The following is a 22,347-nucleotide window of genomic DNA, read 5'->3' as shown; positions in this document are numbered from 1 at the left end:
CCGGGGCGGGGGAGCCGGGGGCCGGCGGAGAGCCCCGTCGGCCCCCGGTGACCGGGCGGTGCGGCCTCCCGGGAGGCCGCACCGGGCCCCGGGGCTGGGATGATGGGGCAGATGGACGCAGGATCGAGACGCAGGGCGGTGCTCGGCGCCGTGGCCGGGACGGCGGTGCTGGCGGTCCTCGGCGTCGCCGCCCTCGACCGCGACGACGAAGCCGCCGTGACGGCCACCGCGCCCCCGGCCACCGCGCCCCCGGCCTCCACGCCCCCGGCCTCCGCGACCCCCACGGCCACTGCGGAGGCCACTCCGGCCGAGAGCCCGAGTGTGGCCGTGTGGGAGGGGCCCACGCCGCCGCCCGTGGACCTGAAGCTGGCCAAGGGGTCGCAGGACGCGCCCGTCACGATCGTCGAGTTCGGCGACTTCCAGTGCCCCAACTGCCGCCGCTACGCCCGCGAGATCGAGCCCGTGCTCCAGCGCGACTACATCGCCACCGGCGTCGTCCGCGTCTTCTGGCGCGACTACCCGATCAGGGGCCAGGCCAGCGTCGACGCGGCCTACGCGGCGCGGGCCGCGTCGCTGCAGGGCCGCTTCTGGCAGTTCCACGACGCGCTGTTCGCGGGCGGGACGCGGGTGACGCCCGCGCGGCTGCGCGCCGCCGCCGTAACGGCCGGGCTGGACGTGGCCAGGTTCGACCGCGACCGCCGGGGCAGAGCCGTGCGGGAGGCCGTCGACCACGACACCGCGTTCGCCTACCAGCTCGGCCTGCCGGGCACGCCCGCGTTCCTGGTCAACGGGGAGCTGCTGTTCGGGGCGCAGCCGGTGGCGGCGTTCCGGGAGGCGATCGAGAAGGCGCGCCGGGGCGGATGAGCGGCGTCGGTTACGCCGCCGCGTTCCTGGGCGGGCTGTTCTCGCTGCTGAGCCCGTGCGGGGCGCTGCTGCTGCCGGCGTTCTTCGGCTACGCGTTCCCGGGCGGGCGCCGGCTGGCCGGGCGGACGCTGCTGTTCTACCTGGGGCTGTGCCTGGTGCTGGTGCCGCTCGGGATGGGGTCGGCGCAGGCGAGCCGGCTGTTCTACGGCCACCAGGACCTGCTGGTGACGGCCGCCGGGTGGCTGCTGATCGCGCTGGGCGTGGCGCAGGTCGCCGGGCAGGGCTGGACGATCGGGCCGCTGGAGCGGCTGCGGGCGCACGTGCGCGGCGATTCGGCGGGAGCCGTGCTGGCGCTGGGGCTGGTGTCGGGGCTGGCCGGGTTCTGCGCCGGGCCGGTGCTGGGCGCGGTGCTCACGGTGGCGGCGGCCTCCGGCGGCGCGCTGCGCGGCGGCGTGCTGCTGGCGGTGTACGCGGCCGGGATGGCGGCGCCGCTGCTGCTGCTCGCGGCCCTGTGGGAGCGCTTCGACCTCGGCGGGCGGCGGTGGCTGCGGGGGCGCGGGCTGCGGGTCGGCAGGCTGCGGGTGCACACCACGTCGCTGCTGTCGGGGCTGGTGTTCGCCGGGCTGGGCGTGCTGTTCCTGGTCTCCGACGGCACGCGCGGGCTGGCGGCGCCGTTCCCGGAGGAGTGGGAGGCGTGGCTGCAGGAGGCGGCGGCGTCGGTGCGGGTGCCCGACCTGGCGCTCGTGGGGGTGGCGGCCGTGGCGCTGGCCGGGGTCACGCTCTGGCGGCTGAGGCGCCGCTGAGCGCACTGGCGGCTGAGGCGCCGCTGAGGGCTCAGGCGTCGCCGGGGTCGTCGCGGCCCGACGCGCCCTGCGTGCCCTTGGCGGCGGTGTCGCGGCCCGCCGACCAGGGGACCCCGGCCCGGGTCTCGGGGGTCTCGACGCGGAAGCGGGGCAGCGCGTCGGGGTAGTTCTCGCGGACGAACTTCACCAGGTGCTCGCGTACGTCGCACTTGAGGTCCCAGGCGGAGGCCGAGTCGGCGGCGCTCATCAGGCCGCGCAGCTCCACCAGCCCGTTGGGGAGCACGTCGGTGACCTGGAGCGTCCAGTCCTTTTGATCCCACAGCGGGCTTTCCTGGATGAACGCGTACAGTTCCTCGCGCAGTTTGTCGACCGGCACCGACCAGTCGACCCGCAAATAGACGACGGCCAGGACGCGGCTGCCGTGCCGGGTCCAGTTCTCGAACGGGTTCTGCGTGAAGTAGGAGACGGGCAGCACGAGCCGCCGCTCGTCCCAGAGCCGCAGCACCACGTAGGTGAGCGTGAGCTCCTCGATGCGGCCCCACTCCTCCTCGACCACCACCACGTCGTCGAGGCGCAGCGCGTCGCTGAAGGCGAGCTGGAGCCCGGCGAGCATGTTGCCGATCGTGGGCTGGGCGGCGATGCCGACGACGGCGCCGGCGATGCCCGCGGAGGCGAGCAGTCCGGCGCCGAGGGCCCGCACCTGCGGGAAGGAGAAGAGCATGGCGCCGACCGCGACGACGATCACGGTGGCGGCGGCGATCCGGCGGACCAGCGCGATCTGCGTCATGATGCGCCGGGCCCGCCGGTTGCGCTCGCCCTCGACCAGCACGAGCCGGTCGAGGATGACGTCGGTGAGCGCGTACGTGACGCCGATGATCAGCCAGGTGACGGTGGCGATGGTGAGCAGGCCGATGACGCGGTCGATCGACTCGCCGAGCTGGCGCTCCTGCCGCGTGTCGCCCATCATCCACGGCCCGAACACGATGTTGCAGGCCAGGACGGCCGCCATGGCGAAGGTGGCCCACGTGCAGTGCTCCACCAGGTGCCGGGCGAGCGCGTACTTGCGGCCCACCCGTGACAGCACCCGTCTGGCCAGCTCCACGCCGAGGATCGCCCCGGCGACGGAGACGGCCATGATCAGCCAGTTGGACGTCGGCTGCACGCGCTACTCCCCCAAATGTTCTAGAACGTCTCGTCAAAGGTCACATTGCCCTCAACCGCAACTTGATACGCGGAGACGCGCCGCTCGAAGAAGTTTGCCAGCTCCTGCACGTCCTGCAGTTCCATGAACGCGAACGGGTTCGCGCTGCCGTAGCGGCCGGGCATGCCGAGCCTGGCCAGCCGCTGGTCGGCCACGTACTCCAGGTAGGCGCGCATCTGCTCGACGCTCATCCCCGGCATGCCGTCGCCGCACAGGTCGCGGGCGAAGGCCAGCTCCGCCTCGACCGCCTCCTCCAGCATGCGGGTGACCTGGTCGCGCAGGTCGTCGTCGAACAGCTCGGGCTCCTCGGAGCGTACGGTGTCGACGACGCTGAAGGCGAACTCCATGTGCATGGACTCGTCGCGGAACACCCAGTTCGTCCCGGCGGCCAGCCCGTCGAGCAGCCCCCGGGAGCGGAACCAGTAGACGTAGGCGAAGGCGCCGTAGAAGAACAGGCCCTCGATGCAGGCGGCGAAGCAGATGAGGTTGAGCAGGAACTGCCGCCGCTGGGCGGCGCTCTCCAGCCGCTGGATGCCGTTGATCGAGTCGATCCACCGGAAGCAGAACTCGGCCTTGTCCCGGATGGACGGGATGTGCTCGATCGCGGCGAACGCCTTGACCCGCTCGTCCGGGTCGGGCAGGTAGGTGTCGAGCAGCGTCAGGTAGAACTGCACGTGCACGGCCTCCTCGTACAGCTGCCTGCTCAGGTAGAGGCGCGCTTCGGGGGCGTTGACGTGCTGGTAGAGGTTGAGCACGAGGTTGTTGGCCACGATGGAGTCGCCGGTGGCGAAGAAGGCGACCAGGCGGTTGATCAGGTGGCGTTCCTGCGGCGTCATCCTGGTCAGGTCGGCGAGGTCGTTGTGCAGGTCGACCTCCTCCACCGTCCAGGTGTTGCGGATGGCGGCCCGGTAGCGTTCGTAGAAGTCCGGGTAGCGCATCGGGCGGAGCGTGAGGTCCATTCCGGGGTCGAGCAGCATGATGGGATCCGTCCTTTACTGGCAGGCTTCGCAGACTTCCGGGTTCTCCAGCGAGCAGGCGACGGCCTCGGCGACGGGGACGGTCGTCTGCGCGATCCGGGTGGCCGGGCGCGAGCGCAGGTAGTAGGTGGTCTTGAGGCCGCTCTTCCACGCGTAGGCGTACATCGACGACAGCTTGCCGATGGTGGGGCTGGCCATGAACAGGTTGAGCGACTGCGACTGGTCGATGTACGGCTGCCGCGCCGCCGCGAGGTCGATGAGCGCCTTCTGCGGCAGCTCCCACGCGGTGCGGTAGAGGGTCTTGAGGTCGTCCGGGACGCCGGGCACGTCCTGCACGGACCCGTCGGCGCGCTTGATCGCGTCGCGCACCGGCTGCGTCCACAGCCCGCGCGCCTGGAGGTCGGCCACGAGGTAGCGGTTGACCTGGAGGAACTCGCCCGACAGCGTCTCGCGCTTGAACACGTTGGACACCTGCGGCTCGATGCACTCGTAGCAGCCGGCGATGGAGGCGATCGTGGCCGTCGGCGCGATCGCGACCATCAGGGAGTTGCGCAGCCCGGTGACGGCGATCTTGTCGCGCAGCGCGTCCCAGCGCGGCGTGGCGGCGGCGCCGTAGTGGTCGGGGTGCAGCACCCCGGCGGCGGCGCGGGTGTCGTCGTAGGAGGGGTGCCTGCCGCGCTCGGCGGCCAGGTCGGCGGAGGTGTCGTAGGCGGCCAGAGCGATCTCCTCGGCGATCCGGGTCGACAGCGCCAGCGCCGGGCCGGAGTCGAACGGCAGCCGCAGCGCGAAGAACACGTCGGCCAGCCCCATCACGCCGAGCCCGATCGGCCGCCACTTCTTGTTGGCCGTCTCGGCCTCGGGCGTCGGGTAGAAGCCGAGGTCGATCGTGCGGTCCAGGAAGCGCACGGCGGTGCGGACGGTGCCGCGCAGCCGCTCCCAGTCGAGGTCGCCGTCCCGTACGTGGGCGGCGAGGTTGATCGAGCCCAGGTTGCACACCGCGGTCTCGGCGTCGCCGGTGACCTCCAGGATCTCGGTGCACAGGTTCGACAGGTGGATGACGTTGCCGGGGCGGCCGGTCTGGTTGGAGGTGCGGTTGGCGGCGTCCTTGAACGTCATCCAGCCGTTGCCGGTCTGCGCGAGCGTGCGCATCATCCGCCCGTAGAGGGTGCGGGCCGGGATCTGGCGGACGAACCGCCCGGCGGCCTCGTAGGCGCGGTAGGCGCGGTCGAACTCCTCCCCGTACAGGTCGGTCAGGTCGGGGACCTCCTTGGGGTCGAACAGCGACCAGACCTCGTCGGCCTCCACCCGGCGCATGAACTCGTCGGGCACCCAGTTGGCCAGGTTGAGGTTGTGGGTGCGGCGGGCGTCCTCGCCGGTGTTGTCGCGCAGCTCCAGGAACTCCTCGACGTCGGCGTGCCAGGTCTCCAGGTAGACGCAGGCCGCGCCCTTGCGCCTGCCGCCCTGGTTGACCGCGGCCACGGAGGAGTCGAGCGTGCGCAGCCACGGCACGATGCCGTTGGAGTGCCCGTTGGTGCCCCGGATCAGCGACCCGCGCGAGCGCACCCGGGTCCACGAGATGCCGATGCCGCCCGCGTACTTCGACAGCCGGGCCACCTGGCCGTAGCGGTCGTAGATCGACTCCAGCTCGTCGCGCGGCGAGTCGAGCAGGAAGCAGGACGAGAGCTGCGGCCGGCGCGCGCCCGCGTTGAACAGCGTCGGCGAGCTGGGCAGGTAGGCCAGCGCCGACATCAGCGCGTACAGCTCGGCGGCCTCGGCCACGGTCTCCGACAGGCCGCACGCCACCCGCAGGAAGAAGTGCTGGGGCCGCTCCAGCACGGCCCGCGTGACGGGGTGGCGCAGCAGGTAGCGGTCGTAGACGGTGCGCAGCCCGAAGTACTCGAAGCGCTCGTCGGCGCCGTCGTCGATCAGCGCGTCCAGCTCGGCGGCGTGCGCGGCGACGAAGGCGGCGAGCGAGTCCTGGATCAGCCCGGCGGCGTGGGTGGCGGCTACCGACTCGGCGAACGACCGCACGCCGTGCCCGGCGGCCTCCTCGGCGATCTCCTCGGCCAGCAGCCGGGCGGCGACCCGCGAGTTGGCCGGGTCGGTGATCACCCGCGCGGCGGCCTCCTCGATGGCCAGGCGGCGGTCACCCTCAACGATCTGTGTCACGTGCTCTCTCCTCGCGAGCTTCCCCCGTGAGGGCACGCGAGAGCACGGCGGCTCGCCTCGATCCCCGGCCGCGCGACGCCCCCGGGCCCTCCCTCGAGGCCCTGGACAAGACAACCGCTGGCAGGTCTTCGGGCTCGCGGGCGCAACGCGCACTCCTACTGGCCGTCGCTTCCCGGATCTCTCCAGTGCGTGTGACGGCGGTCGTTCCCGCTCACCGCTGCGGGGCAGCCCCGGATTCGCACCGGGTTCCCTTTCACTCCGCCCCAAGGGGCGAACCAGCGACGACCAGGATCCTACATCTAGTGGCCGTTTCCGCAACTACCCCAGCATGTTGTGCCGCCGCTGGTCTCGACGAGGCCGAGATCGCGGAGCACGGCCTTGGTCCTGCGCACCTCGGAGTCGAGCCAGGCGCGGAAGTCGTCGCCGGCCAGCGGGATGCGCACCCAGCCGCCCGCCTCGCAGGCGCGCTGCCAGGACGGCGATCCGGTCACCTCCTCGCACATCCGCACCGCCGAGGCGCGCCTGTCCTCCGGCATGGCGCCGGGGCCGACGGCGGCGCACCAGTTGGCGAAGTCGACGCGGATGCCGCTCTCCAGCAGGCTGGGCGCGTCCACGCCGGGGAAGCGCCTGGCGCACGAGACGGCCAGCACCCGTACGGCGCCGCGACGGATGGGGCCGCGCCAGTCGGCGAGCGCGCCGGCGGCGGCCGCGGCCCGGCCGGCCCGCAGCGCGGTGGCCGCCTCGGCGCTGCTCCGGTAGCCGGTGTAGTCGACCTGGCGGGTGTCGGCGCCCAGCCCCTTGGCGATCAGCCCGAACAGCAGGTGGTCGGGCTCGCCCTGGGGGCCGCCGGCCAGCGGCGTCTCCCCCGGCCTGGCCAGCAGGTGGGCGCCGAACTCGTCGAAGCTGCGGAAGCGGGACGTGGCGGGCACCACCACGACCACGACCTCGCCGGCCAGCCTGGCCAGCGGCGTCGCGGTGTCCATCAGCGACTCGCCGTGGTTCAGCTCGGCGGCGGCGAGCGCGGGCAGCCCGGTGACGGTGATCCGCACGGGCCCCCGCCCGGCGAACCCGGCCTCGCCCGCCGCGCCGGCGAACGCGCGGGTCACGCGTTCCCACCGCTCGCCGCCCGCGACGATCTCGTACGCGCCGCGTGCGTCCCCGGCGCCCGCCGGGAAGCGCTCGGTGCCGCAGCCGGCCACGGCGGCGGCCATTCCGAGGCCCGCCGCGAGAAAGCGTCTCCGCCGCATGACCCGCCTCCCCCGAGCGCAGTTACCTCAGGTTATTGACGCATCACGCATAGTTAATCCGATTTGCTGCTACTTCTTCATCGCGAGCCCCGCCAGCAGGTACGACGGCAGCGGCGTGCCGCCGACCAGCCTCGGCCGGTCCGGGCGCCACTCGGCCGCCTGCACCAGACCCGGCGGGACCAGCGCGAAGTCGCCGAAGAACGCGCGGATCTCCGCCGGGCTGCGGGTGCCGTCCCGGCGGTCGCCGGAGGCGGCGTGGGTGAGCGCCACATAGCTGCCGGGCGCCACCGCCTCCCGCAGCCGGGACAGCGCCGGCCCCGGGTCGCGGCCGCCGTGCGGCATCGACACCAGGAACACGGCGACCGGCCGCGACAGGTCCAGGAAGCCCTCTGCCCTGGCCAGCACCTCGCCGGCGTCGAGCGGATCGGCCTCGGCGAACACCGCGCGGGGCTCGTCGGCCAGCAGCTCGCGGGCGTGCTCGGCGACGACCGGGTCGTGGTCGACGTAGAGCACCTTCGCGCCGGGCACGACCTCGTGCACGTTGCCCCGGGTCGGCAGGCCGCTGCCCAGGCCGACGAACTGGCCGACGCCCTCGGCGGCGACGTAGCGGGCGGCGCGCTGGAGGAAGCCGCGGTTGGCCCTGGCCAGCGGCACGGCCTCCGGGATCAGGTCCGACAGCCTGTCGATGGCCTCGCGGTCGACCGCGTAGTTGTCCGTGCCGCCGAGCAGGTAGTCGTACATCCGGGCAAGATTGGGAGTGCGTGGGTCGAACTGGGACACAGTTCGACCCTAGGCGCTCACTGTCAAGGGCCACAGGGGGCCGATTCCCACTGTGACCCCTCCGACGGTAAGCATTTCCTGCCCTCGGGTCACTCCACTGTGACGCTCTTGGCGAGGTTGCGCGGCTTGTCCACGTCACGGCCCAGCGCGACCGCGGCGTGGTAGGCCAGGAGCTGCAGCGGGATCGTCAGCAGGATCGGGTCGAGCTCGATCTCGTTCTTCGGCACCACGATCGCGTCGTCGGCCAGCTTGGCGTCGGGCTCGCGGTGGCCGACCATGAGCACCTGGCCGCCGCGGGCGCGGATCTCGCCGAGCGTGGTGAGGTTCTTGTCCAGCAGTTCGTCGTCGGGCACGATCGCCACCGTCGGCATCTCCGGGCCGATCAGCGCGAGCGGGCCGTGCTTGAGCTCGCTCGCCGGATAGGCCTCGGCGTGCACGTACGAGATCTCCTTGAGCTTCTGGGCGCCCTCGCGGGCCACCGGGTAGCCGCGCACCCGGCCGACGAACATCATGCTCGCGTGCTTGGCGTACTTGCCGGCCAGCTCGGCGATCTTGTCGCTCTGCGCGACGATCTCCTCGATCTGGTCGGGCAGCCGGCGCAGGCCCTCGCAGATGCGCCTGCCGTCGGCGGGCGACAGGTCGCGCACCCGGCCCAGATGCAGCGCGAGCAGCGCGAAGGCCACCGCCGTCGAGGTGAACGCCTTGGTCGAGGCGACCGACACCTCCGGCCCCGCGTGCAGGTAGACGCCGCCGTCGACCTCGCGGGCGATGGCGCTGCCGACCGCGTTGACGATGCCGATCACCCGGCCGCCCTTGCGCTTGAGCTCCTGCACGGCGGCCAGCGTGTCGTACGTCTCGCCGGACTGGCTGATCGCCACGTAGAGGGTGTCCTGGTCGACGACCGGGTTGCGGTAGCGGAACTCGCTGGCCGGCTCGGCGTCGGCCGGGATGCGCGCCAGCTCCTCGATGAGCTGGGCGCCGATCTGGCCCGAGTAGTAGGCCGACCCGCAGCCGATGATCTTCACCCGGCGGAACGAGCGGGTCTCGCGGGCGTCCATGTTCAGCCCGCCCAGGTGCGCGACGTGGAAGCGCTCGTCGAGCCTGCCGCTCATCGTGCGGGCCGCGGTCTCCGGCTGCTCGGAGATCTCCTTGAGCAGGTAGTGCTCGTAGCCGCCGGTGTCGTAGTGTCCGGCGTCCCAGTCGACGGTCAGCGGCTCCTTGGCCGTCTCTCGGGCGTCGCTGGCGAAGGTGTGGAAGCCGTCGGCGCGCAGCACCGCCAGCTCGCCGTCCTCCAGGTGGACGACCTGCCGGGTGTAGCGCACCAGGGCGGCCACGTCGGAGGCGGCGAACATCTCCTTCTCGCCGATGCCGAGCACGATCGGGCTGCCGTTGCGGGCCACGACCACCTCGCCCGGCCGCTCGGCGTCGATCACCGCGATGCCGTACGTGCCCACGACGCTCTTGAGCGACTTGCGCACGGCCTCCTCCAGCGTGTCGTTCTCGTCCACCGCGCGAGCGATCAGGTGGGCCAGCACCTCGGTGTCGGTCTCCGACCGGAAGCCCACGCCGTCGGCGATCAGCTTGGCGCGCAGCTCGTCGGCGTTCTCGATGATGCCGTTGTGCACGACCGCGACGCGCTCGTCGGACGACAGGTGCGGATGCGCGTTCACGTCGCTCGGCACGCCGTGCGTGGCCCACCGGGTGTGGCCGATGCCGAGCGTCCCCTTGAACCTCGCGGGCACCACCTTGGCCAGATCGGCCACCCGGCCCTTGACCTTGCGCAGCTTGAGGCCCTTGTTGGAGACCACGACCCCGGCCGAGTCGTAGCCGCGGTACTCCAGCCGCTGCAGCCCTTCGAGCAGGATGGGCGCCGCGTCCTGCGGCCCCACGTACGCGACGATTCCGCACATGCGAGGTCTCCTATCCGTAAACGATCCGGCGCAGCTGACGCAGCGACAGCTCGGGGGCCGCCACCCGGCGGCCGCGCAGCTCCGCGGCGATCCTGGGAAAGATCTCGTCATTGGTCAGGCCGCGAGCCTTGAGCTCGCCGTGACGCCGCCGCACGAACTCCTCCACCGGCTCGGAGAAGTACGCCAGGACGTCGGCCACCACGCGCGCCGCCTCACCGGGCCCCAGCGGGGTGCTCCTGGTGAGGTGGGCGATGAGGTCCTCGTAGGGATGCCGTGCCGTGGACACAGTCGAGGACATTACGCAGCTGGAACGAGACACTTCAACTTCCTGCCCGATATCGGGCAGCATTTACCTCCATCTTCTGTCATGAGGGAGGAGATCACCATGAGTCACATCTGCCTCAACTGTCCCGTCTGACACATCCCCATCTGGGAATGGTTACGGTGAGTATTCATTGTGTGCCATTCCGTGGGGGTTGTCATGCTGTTGTGGGCCGCCGTCGTCGCCGCCGCCACCGTCCTGGTCGCGCCCGGCCACCCGGACGGCCGCCAGGCGGACTTCGCCGCCGCCGCCCGCGCGTACGGGGTGCCGGAGAGCGTCCTGCTCGGCGTGTCGTACCTGCAGTCGCGCTGGGACGCCCACGGCGGCGCGCCCAGCACCGCCGGCGGCTACGGCCCCATGCACCTCCTCGACCCCGCCGCCGCCCGGCCCGGCCCCGGCCACACCCACGCCGACCGCCGCGGCGACCCGGCCCGCCCGCTGGCGCAGGCGCCTGTTCACCACGAGGACGCCGGTGAAGCAGGCGCCTCGGCCGCGGGGGCGACGCTGGCCGAGGCGGGACGGCTCACCGGGGTGAGCGCGGAGCGGCTGCGCAGCGATCCGGCGGCGAACATCCGGGGCGGCGCCGCGCTGCTGGCCTCCTACCAGCAGCGGCCCGGCGCCGATCCGGCCGCCTGGTACGAGGCCATCGCCCGGTACGCCGGGTCGCGGGCCTTCGCCGACGAGGTGGTGTCGGTGATGCGCTCGGGGGTGGAGCGCAGGACCGACGACGGGTCGGTGGTGCGGCTGCCCGCGAACCCGCGCCTGCCCGGCCCCGCGCCGCTGCGCCGGGCGAAGGGGCACGCCGAGTGCCCGCACACGCTGGCCTGCGAGTGGATGCCCGCCGCGTACGCGCGCACCGGCAAGGGCGACCACGGCAACCACGACCGCCTGGACCGCGCCCGCCGCATCGACTACGTGGTCATCCACGACACCGAGGGCACCTACGCCGGGATCCCCTCGCTGGTGCGCAACCCGAAGTACGTGAGCTGGCACTACACGATCCGCTCCCGCGACGGGCATGTCGCCCAGCACGTGCGGAACAAGGACATCGCCTGGCATGCCGGTAACTGGGACGTCAACACCCGTTCGATCGGCATCGAGCACGAGGGGTACCTGGCGCAGGGCGGCACCTGGTACACCGAGGCGATGTACCGGGCGTCGGCCAAGCTGGTGCGCTACCTGGCGGACCGGCACGGCATCCCGCTGGACCGCCAACACGTCCTGGGCCACGACAACGTCCCCGGCACGTCGGCGAAGACGCTGCCGCAGATGCACGACGACCCGGGCCCGTACTGGGACTGGGCGCACTACTTCGACCTGCTCGGCAAGCCGTTCGAGCGGCCGGGGCACGACGGGCCGGCGTACGAGCTGACGGGCGGGTTCGCGGGCGACGAAAGCGGCCCGGGGTCGGTGCTGGTGCTGCCGTCGTACGACGAGCACCGGCCCAGGTTCACCGGCTGCGTGAAGGCCAGGCCGGCCGGGCGGTGCCCGCGGCACGGCGCGTCGGCGGTGTGGCTGCGCACCGAGCCGCGCGAGGACGCCCCGCTGGTGGACGACGCGGGCAAGCGGCCCGGCGCACCGAGCACGTACAGCGTCTACGACCACAGCGCCCGCGCGTCGGCGGGGCAGCGGTTCGGGCTGGCGGAGCGGCGGGGCGACTGGACGGCCATCTGGTATCTCGGGCAGAAGGCCTGGTTCCACGACCCGTCCGCGCGCCCGACGTCCGTGGCGGCGCGGGGGCCGCTGGTCACGCCGGTCCGCCCGGGCGTCAAGGTGTACGGCCGCGCCTTCCCGGAAAGGTCGGCCTATGCGGGCACCCGCGCCCCGGTCCAGCAGCACGCCGCGCTGCCCTACACGCTCGCCCCCGGCCAGACGTACGCGCTCGGCCAGAGCCTGACGGGCAGCTATCACTCGGCCCGCTCGTTCGACCCGGCCCGGCACGTCACGGTCAAGGGACGGCTGCGCTACCACCAGATCCAGCTCGGCCACCGGGTGGCGTTCGTCCGGGCGGACGACGTCCGTGTCATCCGCTGATTTTCGCCACAGGGGCCTCACAGTGCGCACGGGCACTCCCAGGAGGCGATATGGTTTTCCCGTGGCCGGTTCAGTGCCGGAAACACGCGGAAGTGGCTCAGTGGTAGAGCATCACCTTGCCAAGGTGAGGGTCGCGGGTTCGAATCCCGTCTTCCGCTCGGAGTTCAACTCCTGGTGGAGTGGCCGAGAGGCGAGGCAGCGGCCTGCAAAGCCGTCTACACGGGTTCAAATCCCGTCTCCACCTCGGTGCGGTTCGGCGGACTCGTCAGGATCGGCTAAAGTAAGTGCAACGCCATGCGGAAGTGGCTCAGTGGTAGAGCATCACCTTGCCAAGGTGAGGGTCGCGGGTTCGAATCCCGTCTTCCGCTCTGAGACAACTCAATCCCGGACGATTAGCTCAGCGGGAGAGCGCTTCCCTGACACGGAAGAGGTCACTGGTTCAATCCCAGTATCGTCCACCACCGACCGCGAAACGCCCCGGCCTCCGATGGAGGACCGGGGCTCTTTCGTCATCCGGCGGGGCGGCCGAACCAGGCGTCCACGGTGGCCTGGGCGATGGCCGTCATGCGGCGGCCGTAGTCCTCGTGGCCCCGGGCGACGAAGCTGCCGTCGTCGCACGGCAGGGCGGCGAACCCGGTGCGGAACCGCTCCGGCGGCCCCTCCTGCGGGAGCGGCGCGTAGGGCTCCAGCGGCGCCATGTCGTATCCCGACCGGACCCCGTGCCGGTTGCGCGCCACCTGGTGGGACGCCACCCGCAGCAGCGCTTCGATCCCCTGGTCCAGGCAGAGCTGCAACAGTCGGAACTGGGTGTCGAGGTACTTGGCGTGCCCCCGGGAGGGGTGCTGCAGCAGGTAGGCGCAGACGACGGGGGCGTGCCAGCGGTACATCTCCGGATCGCCCTGCTCCTCGGCCAGGATCGCGTAGTAGTAGTAGTCGCACAGGCCGAGGGGGCCGGCTTCCGCGCCGCAGTCGCACTGATCCATGCGCGGCACCCTAGGCGCACGGCGACAGGCTTGTCATCCGAATTCCCGGCCTCCGCCAAGCCATGTCATTACTCTCCGTTGACCAAATATGCCAAAAACCCGCATTTATCGTCGCTCTCCGTGTATATCGGGGCGCTGAGCGGGTAGCGCGCAGGCATTGGCTCCTCGGAGGAGGAAACCGTGGACATCAACATAGGCCAAGGCATATCCGATGCCTGGCGGATGATCGCGACATTCGTTCCGAAGCTTGTCGCATTCGTCGTCATTCTCATTATCGGCTGGATCGTGGCCAAGGTGCTGGCGAAGGTCCTGGGCAAGCTGCTGAACCGGGTCGGCTTCGACCGCGCGGTGGCACGCAGCGGCGCCGCCGGGCGGTGGCAGGAACGCAGCCGTTACGGCGCCAGCGGGCTGCTGTCGAAGCTCCTGTACTACGCGCTGCTGCTGATCACGCTGCAGATCGCCTTCAGCGTGTTCGGGCCGAACCCGATCTCGACGCTTCTCACCGGCGTGGTGGCCTGGCTGCCACTGGCCGCGGTCGCGATCGTGATCATCGTGGTGGCCGGGGCCATCGCCAAGGCGGTCCGGGACATCATCTCCAGTGCGCTCGGCGAGCTCTCGTACGGCCGCTGGCTGGCGACGGCCGCCGCCGTGTTCATCTGGGCCCTGGGCATCATCGCCGCGCTCAACCAGATCGGGGTGGCCACCGCGGTCACGATCCCGGTGCTGATCACGGTGCTGGCGACGCTCGGCGCCATCGCGGCCATCGGCGTGGGCGGCGGTCTCGTCCGGCCGATGCAGCAGCGGTGGGAACGCTGGCTGGGCCGGATCGAGCAGGAGGCGCCGCAGGCCAGGGCGCACGCGGAGGCGTACCAGCGGGGTCGCGGGGACGCCCAGCAGATGACCGAGGAGGCTCCGCACGTCCAGTCGGGCGGCGCCACCCGGTCCGACTACCGGGAACCCTGACGTGCCTCACGGGACCGGCCGCCCGGCCGGTCCCGGCGCGTCAGGCGGGGAGCTCCCCTTCGAGGAAGCCCCGTTCGCGGGCGAGCCAGCACACCGCCGTCAGACGGAGGGCGGCGGCGTCCGGCTCGCCGCTGAACGCCCAGCCCCGGTGTCGCAGCTCGTCGAGGAAGCCGAGCAGGTAGTCGCCCAGCGTCTCGCGATCCAGCGGGATCGCGTCCCGCAGCACCGCGGCGTGCTGGTCCACCGCGGCGACGAGACCGGGGTCCGTGGCCATCCTGGCGAGCTGGTCCTGCCCGAGGGTCTGCATGACCGAGCGCAGCGGCGCAGCCGCCCATCCATCCGCAAAAAGCACCATCAAACCCTAAACCATGCCAAAACCCCTTTACCCGTCCCGCCCACGTCCGGGCGGCCGGCTCAGGGGAAGGGCAGTCCCACGTAGTTCTCCGCAAGCGTCGTGGCCGCGACCTCCGAGGACGTCACGTAGTCCAGGTGGGACAGCTGCAGCCGGCGCCCGTAGTCGTCGTCGGAGTCGAACGTGTGCAGCAGCGTCGTCATCCACCACGAGAAGTGCTGGGCCCGCCACACCCGCTTCAGGCACGCCTCGGAGTAGCCGTCGAGCAGGCCGGTGGAGCCGTCGTGGAAGAACGCGGCCAGCGCCTCGGTGAGCACCCGCACGTCGGCCACGGCCAGGTTCAGCCCCTTGGCGCCGGTCGGCGGCACGATGTGGGCGGCGTCCCCGGCCAGGTAGAGGCGGCCGTACTGCATCGGCTCGGTGACGAAGCCGCGCATCGGCGTGACGCCCTTCTCGATGATCTCGCCGGTCGTCAGCGCGAACCCGGGCACCGTCTCCAGCCGGGCCTTCAGCTCGGCCCAGATCCGCTCGTCGGGCCACTCGGCCACGTCGGCGTCGGGCGGCACCTGGAGGTAGAAGCGGCTGATCTCGGGCGTGCGCATGCTGTGCAGGGCGAAGCCGCGCTCGTTCCTGGCGTAGATCAGCTCCTCCGACGACGGCGCCACCCTGGCCAGGATGCCGAGCCAGGCGAACGGGTAGTCGCGCTCGTAGGTCCGCAGCACGCCCGGCGGCACCGACGGCCTCGACACGCCGTGGAACCCGTCGCACCCGGCGATCACGTCGCAGTCCAGCCGCTCGCCGCCGAACGTCAGGTACGGCCGGTCCTCCGGCGAGTGGATCGCCACGTCCTCGACCTCGAACCGCACGTCACCGCCCGCCTCCAGCCTGGCGGCGATGAGGTCCTTGACCACCTCCTGCTGGCCGTACACGGTGATGGCCCGGCCGGGCACCAGCTTCTCGAACGGGATGCGGTGTCCCGCGCCGCCGTAGCGGAGCTCGATGCCGTGGTGGGGCAGGCCCTCGCGGAGCAGCCGCCCGCCGACGCCCGCCTCCACGAGCGTGTCGACCGTGCCCTGCTCCAGCACGCCGGCGCGGACCCGGCGCTCGACGTAGTCGCGGCTGCGCTTCTCCAGCACCACCGAGGAGATGCCGCGCAGGTGGAGCAGATGAGAAAGGAGCAGGCCGGCCGGTCCGGCGCCGATGATCCCTACCTGAGTTCGCATGAGCACAGCATGCTGCCCGCCGGGCCCCGGATCGAGAACCGGCTTCCGCTCAGTGGAAGAATGGCGACATGTCAGGCGGCGCCCGCGAGCCGGGCCGTACGGTCACCTCCAAGGTGCTGGCCATCCTGGGCGCGTTCGACGCCACCCACCGCGAGCTCACGCTCACGCAGATCAGCGAGCGCAGCGGCGTCGCCCTGGCGACGGCGCACCGGCTGGTCGGCGAGCTGGAGCGGTGGCAGGCGCTCAGCCGCGACCCCGGCGGGCGGCTGCGCGTCGGGCTTCGGCTGTGGGAGCTCGGCCAGCTCGCGCCCGGACGGCTGCGCGAGGTCGCGCAGCCGTGGCTGCAGGAGCTGTTCGCGAGCACCGGCGAGAACGTGCACCTGGCCGTCCGCGACGGCATGGAGGTCCTGTACGTGGACAAGGTGTACGGCAGGCGCGCCGTGCCCATCGTGTCGCGGACCGGCGGGCGGCTGCCGATGCACCCGACGGGCGTGGGCAAGGCGCTGCTGGCGCACGAGCCCGACTGGTTCGTGCAGTCCTACCTGGCGCGCACCCTCGAACGCCCCACCGCGCACACCATCACCGAGCCGGGGCGGCTGGCGCGCGAGCTGGCCGCCGTGCGGGCGCAGGGCCACGCGCTCACGTACGAGGAGATGACGGCCGGGTCGTGCTCGGCGGCGGCGCCGGTGCTCGTGGAGGGCCGCGCCATCGCGGCGGTCGGGATCGTGCTGGCCGCCCGGCGGGCCCGCGAGCTGCCCCGGCTGGTGGAGCCGCTGCGCGCGGCCGCGGCGGGCATCGCCCGCGCCGCCGCCCCACCGGCCGGGGACTGACGGGCATGTCCGGGGCCTGGTGGGTAGGTGCTGGTCATGCTCATCATGCTGACGGGCGCGACCGGCACGCTCGGCCGGGCCGCGGTGCCCGCCCTCCTCAGGGCCGGCCACGAGATCCGGGCGCTGAGCCGGGAGGAGCAGCCCCGGCGTGACGTCACCTGGGTGCGCGGCGACCTGGCCACGGGCTACGGCGTGCGCGAGGCCGTGGCCGGCTGCGACGCCGTCGTCCACCTGGCCGCGCTGGACCGCGCGACGGCGGGCGACCTGCTGTCGCGGCCCGGCACCGCGCCCGGCGCGCTGACCGTCGACGCCACCGGCACCCGCGCGCTCGTCACCGCCGCCCGGGAGGCGGGAGTGACGCACCTGCTGCACGTCTCCGCCGTCGGGGCCGGGCGGTCCGGGCCCATGCGCCGCCGGGCCGAGGCAGAACGGTTCGTCAGGGAGAGCGGCCTGCCCTTCACCATCCTCCGCGTCACCCACCTGCACCAGCGGCTCGACCAGGTGCTGCGCGGGCTGACCGGCTCGCCGGTGCTGCCGGTCGACCGGTCGCTGCCGTGGCAGCCGCTCGACGCGGGCGAGGCCGCCGCCCGGGTGACCGGCCTGCTCGCCGACGGGCCGGGCCGCGCCGTGACCGAGTACGGCGGGCCGCACGTGCTGGCCACGTCCGAGCTGGTCAGGACCTGGCTGGCCGCCCGAGGGCTGCGGCGACTGTGCCCGCCCCTGCGCTACCCGGGCAAGGTCGCCGCCGCCCAGCGCAAGGGCGCGCTGACCACCGACGCCATGCCGAGGGGCCGAATCACCTGGCACGACTACCTGAACCCGCCGCCGATGCCGTCGGAGGACTTCGCCGAGGAACACACCGCGTCGCCGACCAGCCCGGCGAACCAGCCCGAACGCGACCCCGACCGGCACGTCTACGGCGGCGACGAGGGCTACCAGCGGCCGACCCGCGGCTGACGCCGCAAGCCCCCATAATGGGGCAGTTATGCGGCCTCATGCTCTGATCAAGGACGTGGAACAGCTCGCGCACGGGCAGCGGTGCCGCCGCCTGGCCGAGCACGGGCGGCGCCTGGCCGGCCGGCCCGAGCTGCGCGCCCTGCTCGACGGCCTGGCCCGGCTCGGCCCGTACGAGCGCTTCCTCGCCGTGCGGCTGGCGGCGGCGGCCCGCGACCTCCCCCACATCGCCCGGGCCACCGGCGACCCCGACCCGGACGTCGGCCGCTACGCGATCGTCTCGGCGGTCAAGCTCGGCGCCCCGGACGAGGTCGTCGCGCGGATCGTCCGCACCGGCCCGGCCGCGCGGCGGGCCGAGGTCTACCGGGCGATCCGGCGTCACGGCCGCGGCGACCTGGCCGCGCTGCTCATCGACGACGTGCGGCAGCGGTGGGGAGACCGCGAGGCGGCGAGCCTGCTCCCGGCCTGCCCCGCCGATCTGGCCGCCGCCCTGCTGCCCGGCCTCGAGCACGCCGTGCCCAACTGGCGCACGCTGGCCAGGCGGCACCCGCTGCTCGTACTCGGGCACGCCGAATCGGCGCTGGCCGGGCTGCCGCTCCCGCTCCGCCCGGCGTGGTGGCTCACGCGCGGCCCCGGCGTCGAGGCCGCCGCCGCGCACGCTCCCGGACGCGTGATCACCCTGCTGGAGCAGCACTGGAGCCCGCGCGGCGCCCGGTGCGTGAGCCTGCTGCTGAAGGCCGACCCCGACCGCACGCTCGCCCTCTACCTGGTCCCCGGCCGGCAGGCGCAGCTCGCCGGGCTGCTGCGGCGCGCCGCGATCCGGCGGCGGCTGGCCGCGCTGCCCGACGACCGGCTCGGCGAGGCCGGGCGGGCGGTGCGCGACCACGAGCCCGCGCTGATCAACCTGCTGCGGGCGGTGGCGCCGGGCCGCAGGGAGGCCGTGTTCGAGGCGGCGACCGCCGGCGTGGACCGGTCGCGGGCGCTGCCGTCGCCGTTCCTGCTGAACGTGCTGCCGCTGCGCCCGCGCGTCGCCGAGGCCCGGCGCATGCTCGGGCTGCGCGCCGTCGCCGACGACCCGGCGCGCACCCTGGAGATCACCGCCTTCCTGCCCTACGCCGACGCCGAGCCCGCCCTGCTGGCCGCGACCCGCCGGTCCGAGGGCGCCGACCGGGCCATCGGGTACGGCCACCTGATCGCCTGCGCCGGGCGCGACCGCGACCCCGCCGTGTTCATCCGCCTGCTCGGCGCGCTCGGGCGGCTGCGCAACGAACAGGACCCGGTACGCCAGGCCGCCCTCGCCGCACTGGCCGCCGTCCCGCCCCGGCTGTTCGCGGCCGAGCACGTGCCCGGCCTCGACCGGCTCGTCGAGGACGCGCTGGCCGCCCGCGACTGCTCCTACCACACCCGGCTCGCCCTGGCCCGCCTGGCGACCCGCGTCTTCGAGCAGGGGGCCGCGCGCGACGACCCCGCCCTGCTGGAGTACGGCCTGCGCGCCTTCGACCGGCTGACCGGCTACGTGGGCACCGCCTCGCTCAGCCACCTGTCGCGCGTGCTGCGGCGCGGCCAGGAGGTCACGCTGGTGCGGCGGCTCGCGCCCCACCTGGAGGCGGGCGGCCGCCGCGACCGGCACGAGCTGGCCTTCCTGCTCGCCAACGCGCTCGGGCGGCGCGGCCACGACCTGCCCGAGCTGCAACAGGCGCTGCGACGTGCCCTGACCGCGGTCAGCGAGCTCACCGCCATCGAGGCGATCGACCTCTGGCTGGAGCCGCCCCGCACCCGGGGCGAGCGCGTGGCCGGGCTGCTGGCCGCCGACCCGTCGACGGTGGCCGTGGGCAGCGTGTTCGCCGCGCTGGTGTGGCACCGCACCGACCTGCTGGACGCCGTCCTCGGCCGGCGCGCCCCCTCCGGCCGCTTCGCCAGGAGCGACGTGCGGCAGGTGCGTCACGTCCCCCGCCAGGCCGTCCTGCGATGGACCGCCCGGCAGCGCGACGCGTACGTGAAGCTGCTCGAACAGGTCGCGGGCCAGGGCGGCCTGCCCACCGGCGAGCGGGCGCACGCCGTGCGGTCACTGGGCGAGATCCCCGGCGTCGAGGCCGGGCGCCTCCGCCGCCACCTGGAGTCGGACGAGGCGCTGCTGCGGCGGGCCGCGCTCACCGCGCTCCCGTGGACGGCCCGGCCCCAGGACGTGCTCGCCGCCCTGCTCGCCCGCGCGAGCGGCGACGACGCGCACGTGGCGGTGTACGCGGCGGCGCGGGCGGCCCGGTTCACCCCACCCGCCGAGCTGGCGGCGGCCCTGGAGCCGGTGCTCGCCGGGGGCAAGGTCACCGCGCGCAAGGAAGCCGTCCGGCTCCTCGCCCGCCACCGCGCCCCCGGCGCCATCGGGATCCTGCGGGACCTCTGGCGCGCCGACGGGCAGCACAAGGACGTCCGCGTGGCCATCGTCTCGGCCACCCTCGGCCTCCTCCCCGCCCCGGAAGCCTGGCCCCTCCTACGCGAAGCCGCAGGCGCCCCGGCCGGCACCCCGGCGAGCGACCCCCCGCCCTCCCCCGCGGACCGCGCGACGAACGGCGGCCCGGCCTCCCCGGACGGCGGTGTGGTGGGTGACGGTGCGGCGGGGGATGTGGCGGCTCCGGTGCTCGGGGTGCATCCGCTGGCGGTGCCGGAGCGGTGGCGGGTCGCGTACGGGGGGCTGGTGGTGGCCGCGACGCGGGCGCGGGACCGGCGGACGCGGCTGATCGCCGTCGAGACGCTGCCCCGCTGGGCCGCGTACGCGCCGGAGGCCGTGGAGCGGCTGGCCGGGCTTCTCTCCGGGCTGGACGAGACCGCCGGCTGGAGGGCCGCCGCGCGGGGGCTGGTCAGCGCGGCGTGCTCCGGGCACGGGACGGCCGAGCTGCGCGGGGCCGTACGGACGCTGGCCGCCGCGCCGGCCGAGCCCGACGCGGGCGCCGACCGCGACCGTCCGGCCGCCCAGCGGCTGGCCGCCGTCGTGTCGGACCTGTGCGAGGCGCACCGGGCCGACCGCGAGCCGGCGGCGGCGGTGGTAGCGGAGGTAGCCGCCGAGCTGCCTGCCCACCTCGCCGCCGAGCTCCTGGCCGCCACCGTCGACTGGGACGACCCGCACGCCGTGCTGGACCGGCTGACCCGGACGGTCCCGGGCGTCCTGGCCGCCGTCACGACGGCCCACGCCCTCGCCCGGTCGGCGGAGGACGTCCCCGCCGACCGGGTCCTCCCCCACGCCCAGCGCCTCGCCGCCCTTCAGCCCCCGGACCTGGGGACGAATGGGGTGACGGCCGAGGTGGCGGCGTTGCTGGCGGTGGGGCTGGCAGCCGAGTGCGGGCCGCGGGCGGGCTGGCCGGAGCCGTGGCGGGCGCTGCTGCGCCAGGTGCGCGCCGACGGCCCCCGCGAGGCCGCCTACCAGGCGTCCCAGGTCATCACCGCGGACGAGTGACGACAGGTCGCGTGACGGCGAGCCCGCGCAGGCGTCCACGCGGGCATCCACGCGGGCGTCAGGTCCAGGGGTCGTAGTCGGACTCCAGGGGCTCCTGCGGGGGCCGCCGGTCCTCCGGCACGTTCTGCAGGTTGACGCGGATCCGGTACCACACGCTGCTGCGCCCGCGCATGCCGTCGACGAGCACGTCGGCGGGCTCCAGGAGGGCGGCCACGTCGGGGTGGCGGGCCTTCCAGCGCTCCAGCCCGGCCAGCGCCTCGTCCTTGTGCTGGGCCTTGGCGATCTCGATGACGGGCCGGGTCTGCACGCGGCGCCCGCTGCCCTTGGGCGGCTTGGGCGGCGGGCCCAGATCCTCGGCCAGCTCCAGCAGGCCGTCGAGGGAGCCGGGGTGGGCGTCCATGTCGGCCCACGGGTCGCCGAGCTCGGCCAGCCGCCCGGGCACGGTGGCGACCGTGTAGGCGGCCGGGTCGCAGCCGGGCACCTCGTCCCAGGTGAGCGGGGTGGAGACGCGGGCGTCGGGCACGGCGCGCACGGAGTAGGCGGAGGCGACGGTGCGGTCGTAGGCGTTCTGGTTGAAGTCGACGAACACGCCGTGGCGCTCCTCCTTCCACCACCGGCTGGTGGCCAGGCCGGGGGCGCGCCGCTCGACCTCGCGGGCGACGGTCTCGGCCGCCTTGCGCACCTGGGCGAACGGCCAGCGCCGCTCGATGCGGGCGTAGACGTGGAAGCCGCGCGAGCCGGACGTCTTGGGCCAGGCGGTCAGCCCGTGGTCGGCCAGCACCTCGCGGGCGACCTGGGCGGTGGCCAGCACGTCGGCCCAGCCGACGCCCGGCACCGGGTCGAGGTCGATGCGCAGCTCGTCCGGGCTGGCCAGGTCGTCGGCGCGGACCGGGTGCGGGTTGAGGTCGACGCAGCCCAGGTTGACCACCCACAGGAGCTGCGCCAGGTCGGTGCAGACGACCTCCTCGGCGCTGAGCCCCGAGCGGTAGCGCAGCTCGGCCACCTCGATCCAGGCGGGCCGCTTGGCCGGGGCCCGCTTCTGGAAGAACGGCTCCTCCTCGATGCCTTTGACGAACCGCTTGAGCACCATCGGCCGGCCGTGGACGCCGCGCAGCGCCGCCTCGCCGACCCGCTCGTAATAGCGGACCAGGTCGAGCTTGGTGATCCCGGCCTGCGGGAACACCACCTTGTCGGGGCTCGTCACGCGTACCTCGCGGCCGGCGACCTCGATGTCGGGCATGAGATCACGATACGCGCGCGGCCCGACATTCCCGGGGCGGCGTGCGC

At 73.6% G+C, this 22,347-nt stretch carries 18 protein-coding genes, 4 tRNA genes and 1 riboswitch; of the genes, 11 read left to right on the top strand and 11 right to left on the bottom strand.

Features of this window, described 5'->3' with window-relative positions:
- Positions 1-111: 111 nt before the first annotated feature.
- A complete protein-coding gene (locus KME80_RS35090; protein WP_219511122.1) occupies positions 112-864 on the top strand; it encodes a DsbA family protein in 753 nt (250 codons plus the stop codon).
- Entirely contained in the window at positions 861-1,667 is an 807-nt protein-coding gene (locus tag KME80_RS35085) for a cytochrome c biogenesis CcdA family protein (RefSeq protein ID WP_219511120.1), read from the top strand. Before KME80_RS35090 ends, KME80_RS35085 begins: the two co-directional genes overlap by 4 nt.
- A gap of 31 nt (positions 1,668-1,698) precedes the next feature.
- On the opposite strand, the gene KME80_RS35080 is transcribed toward KME80_RS35085, so the two are convergent.
- From KME80_RS35080 to KME80_RS35050, 7 genes are all read right to left on the bottom strand, one after another.
- Positions 1,699-2,829, bottom strand: a complete 1,131-nt coding sequence (locus KME80_RS35080) for a mechanosensitive ion channel family protein (protein ID WP_308126050.1) — start codon at positions 2,827-2,829, stop codon at positions 1,699-1,701.
- 20 nt (positions 2,830-2,849) lie between these two features.
- Entirely contained in the window at positions 2,850-3,845 is a 996-nt protein-coding gene (locus tag KME80_RS35075; RefSeq protein WP_219511119.1) for a ribonucleotide-diphosphate reductase subunit beta, read from the bottom strand.
- Positions 3,846-3,860: 15 nt separating this feature from the next.
- Positions 3,861-6,014: a ribonucleoside-diphosphate reductase subunit alpha gene (locus tag KME80_RS35070; RefSeq protein WP_219511117.1), complete on the bottom strand. Its 2,154-nt coding sequence runs from the start codon at positions 6,012-6,014 to the stop codon at positions 3,861-3,863.
- 102 nt (positions 6,015-6,116) lie between these two features.
- A riboswitch (cobalamin riboswitch) is annotated at positions 6,117-6,309 on the bottom strand.
- A gap of 4 nt (positions 6,310-6,313) precedes the next feature.
- Positions 6,314-7,261 (bottom strand): tripartite tricarboxylate transporter substrate-binding protein, encoded by a 948-nt coding sequence (locus KME80_RS35065; RefSeq protein ID WP_219511115.1) that lies wholly within the window; start codon positions 7,259-7,261, stop codon positions 6,314-6,316.
- A 69-nt stretch (positions 7,262-7,330) separates the two neighbouring features.
- Positions 7,331-8,041 carry an SAM-dependent methyltransferase gene (locus tag KME80_RS35060; RefSeq protein ID WP_219511114.1) on the bottom strand — a complete coding sequence of 237 codons (711 nt, stop codon included), beginning with the start codon at positions 8,039-8,041 and terminating at the stop codon, positions 7,331-7,333.
- Positions 8,042-8,130: 89 nt separating this feature from the next.
- Positions 8,131-9,951, bottom strand: coding sequence for a glutamine--fructose-6-phosphate transaminase (isomerizing) (gene glmS, locus KME80_RS35055; protein WP_219511112.1), 1,821 nt, complete (start codon positions 9,949-9,951; stop codon positions 8,131-8,133).
- A 10-nt stretch (positions 9,952-9,961) separates the two neighbouring features.
- Entirely contained in the window at positions 9,962-10,237 is a 276-nt protein-coding gene (locus KME80_RS35050) for a hypothetical protein (RefSeq protein ID WP_443681637.1), read from the bottom strand.
- A 195-nt stretch (positions 10,238-10,432) separates the two neighbouring features.
- On the opposite strand from KME80_RS35050, the gene KME80_RS35045 reads away from it, so the two are divergent.
- The 5 genes from KME80_RS35045 (at position 10,433) to KME80_RS35025 (ending at position 12,768) form a co-directional block, all read left to right on the top strand.
- Positions 10,433-12,307, top strand: coding sequence for an N-acetylmuramoyl-L-alanine amidase (locus KME80_RS35045; protein WP_219511108.1), 1,875 nt, complete (start codon positions 10,433-10,435; stop codon positions 12,305-12,307).
- 86 nt (positions 12,308-12,393) lie between these two features.
- Positions 12,394-12,465: transfer RNA gene (locus KME80_RS35040), tRNA-Gly, on the top strand.
- Positions 12,466-12,480: 15 nt separating this feature from the next.
- A tRNA-Cys gene (locus KME80_RS35035) sits at positions 12,481-12,551 on the top strand.
- A gap of 52 nt (positions 12,552-12,603) precedes the next feature.
- Positions 12,604-12,675, top strand: a tRNA-Gly gene (locus KME80_RS35030).
- Positions 12,676-12,693: 18 nt separating this feature from the next.
- Positions 12,694-12,768: transfer RNA gene (locus KME80_RS35025), tRNA-Val, on the top strand.
- Between the two features lie 48 nt (positions 12,769-12,816).
- On the opposite strand, the gene KME80_RS35020 is transcribed toward KME80_RS35025, so the two are convergent.
- Positions 12,817-13,290, bottom strand: coding sequence for a DUF5946 family protein (locus KME80_RS35020; RefSeq protein WP_219511105.1), 474 nt, complete (start codon positions 13,288-13,290; stop codon positions 12,817-12,819).
- A 222-nt stretch (positions 13,291-13,512) separates the two neighbouring features.
- Between KME80_RS35020 and KME80_RS35015 the strand changes: the two genes are divergently transcribed.
- Complete coding sequence (locus tag KME80_RS35015) at positions 13,513-14,253, top strand: mechanosensitive ion channel family protein (RefSeq protein ID WP_246646274.1); 741 nt, start codon at positions 13,513-13,515, stop codon at positions 14,251-14,253.
- Positions 14,254-14,293: 40 nt separating this feature from the next.
- On the opposite strand, the gene KME80_RS35010 is transcribed toward KME80_RS35015, so the two are convergent.
- Both KME80_RS35010 and KME80_RS35005 read right to left on the bottom strand, forming a co-directional pair.
- Positions 14,294-14,608: a DUF6401 family natural product biosynthesis protein gene (locus KME80_RS35010; RefSeq protein ID WP_246646279.1), complete on the bottom strand. Its 315-nt coding sequence runs from the start codon at positions 14,606-14,608 to the stop codon at positions 14,294-14,296.
- Positions 14,609-14,667: 59 nt separating this feature from the next.
- Entirely contained in the window at positions 14,668-15,828 is a 1,161-nt protein-coding gene (locus KME80_RS35005; RefSeq protein WP_219511101.1) for a 4-hydroxybenzoate 3-monooxygenase, read from the bottom strand.
- A gap of 68 nt (positions 15,829-15,896) precedes the next feature.
- Between KME80_RS35005 and KME80_RS35000 the strand changes: the two genes are divergently transcribed.
- Genes KME80_RS35000 through KME80_RS34990 form a run of 3 tightly spaced genes read left to right on the top strand, consistent with a single transcriptional unit; the run spans position 15,897 to position 21,060 of the window.
- Positions 15,897-16,658: an IclR family transcriptional regulator gene (locus KME80_RS35000; RefSeq protein ID WP_219511099.1), complete on the top strand. Its 762-nt coding sequence runs from the start codon at positions 15,897-15,899 to the stop codon at positions 16,656-16,658.
- Between the two features lie 36 nt (positions 16,659-16,694).
- Positions 16,695-17,615 (top strand): SDR family oxidoreductase, encoded by a 921-nt coding sequence (locus KME80_RS34995; protein ID WP_219511097.1) that lies wholly within the window; start codon positions 16,695-16,697, stop codon positions 17,613-17,615.
- A 28-nt stretch (positions 17,616-17,643) separates the two neighbouring features.
- Positions 17,644-21,060 carry a hypothetical protein gene (locus KME80_RS34990; RefSeq protein WP_219511095.1) on the top strand — a complete coding sequence of 1,139 codons (3,417 nt, stop codon included), beginning with the start codon at positions 17,644-17,646 and terminating at the stop codon, positions 21,058-21,060.
- Between the two features lie 58 nt (positions 21,061-21,118).
- Here KME80_RS34990 and ligD read toward each other — a convergent pair whose 3' ends face one another.
- Entirely contained in the window at positions 21,119-22,300 is a 1,182-nt protein-coding gene (ligD, locus tag KME80_RS34985; protein ID WP_219511093.1) for a non-homologous end-joining DNA ligase, read from the bottom strand.
- Positions 22,301-22,347 lie beyond the last annotated feature (47 nt).

Origin of the sequence: Nonomuraea ceibae (assembly GCF_019396325.1) — a bacterium.
GTDB lineage: Bacteria > Actinomycetota > Actinomycetes > Streptosporangiales > Streptosporangiaceae > Nonomuraea > Nonomuraea ceibae.
This window is presented reverse-complemented; position numbering and strand designations above follow the sequence as displayed.

Bases quoted from the DNA above. Each gene is read 5' to 3' on its own strand.
- KME80_RS35090 (WP_219511122.1), top strand. From the start codon at position 112: ATGGACGCAGGATCGAGACGCAGGGCGGTGCTCGGCGCCGTGGCCGGG.
- KME80_RS35085 (WP_219511120.1), top strand. From the start codon at position 861: ATGAGCGGCGTCGGTTACGCCGCCGCGTTCCTGGGCGGGCTGTTCTCG.
- KME80_RS35075 (WP_219511119.1), bottom strand. From the start codon at position 3,845: ATGCTGCTCGACCCCGGAATGGACCTCACGCTCCGCCCGATGCGCTAC.
- KME80_RS35065 (WP_219511115.1), bottom strand. From the start codon at position 7,261: ATGCGGCGGAGACGCTTTCTCGCGGCGGGCCTCGGAATGGCCGCCGCC.
- glmS (WP_219511112.1), bottom strand. From the start codon at position 9,951: ATGTGCGGAATCGTCGCGTACGTGGGGCCGCAGGACGCGGCGCCCATC.
- KME80_RS35045 (WP_219511108.1), top strand. From the start codon at position 10,433: ATGCTGTTGTGGGCCGCCGTCGTCGCCGCCGCCACCGTCCTGGTCGCG.
- KME80_RS35020 (WP_219511105.1), bottom strand. From the start codon at position 13,290: ATGGATCAGTGCGACTGCGGCGCGGAAGCCGGCCCCCTCGGCCTGTGC.
- KME80_RS35015 (WP_246646274.1), top strand. From the start codon at position 13,513: ATGATCGCGACATTCGTTCCGAAGCTTGTCGCATTCGTCGTCATTCTC.
- KME80_RS35010 (WP_246646279.1), bottom strand. From the start codon at position 14,608: ATGGTGCTTTTTGCGGATGGATGGGCGGCTGCGCCGCTGCGCTCGGTC.
- KME80_RS35005 (WP_219511101.1), bottom strand. From the start codon at position 15,828: ATGCGAACTCAGGTAGGGATCATCGGCGCCGGACCGGCCGGCCTGCTC.
- KME80_RS35000 (WP_219511099.1), top strand. From the start codon at position 15,897: ATGTCAGGCGGCGCCCGCGAGCCGGGCCGTACGGTCACCTCCAAGGTG.
- KME80_RS34995 (WP_219511097.1), top strand. From the start codon at position 16,695: ATGCTCATCATGCTGACGGGCGCGACCGGCACGCTCGGCCGGGCCGCG.
- KME80_RS34990 (WP_219511095.1), top strand. From the start codon at position 17,644: ATGCGGCCTCATGCTCTGATCAAGGACGTGGAACAGCTCGCGCACGGG.
- ligD (WP_219511093.1), bottom strand. From the start codon at position 22,300: ATGCCCGACATCGAGGTCGCCGGCCGCGAGGTACGCGTGACGAGCCCC.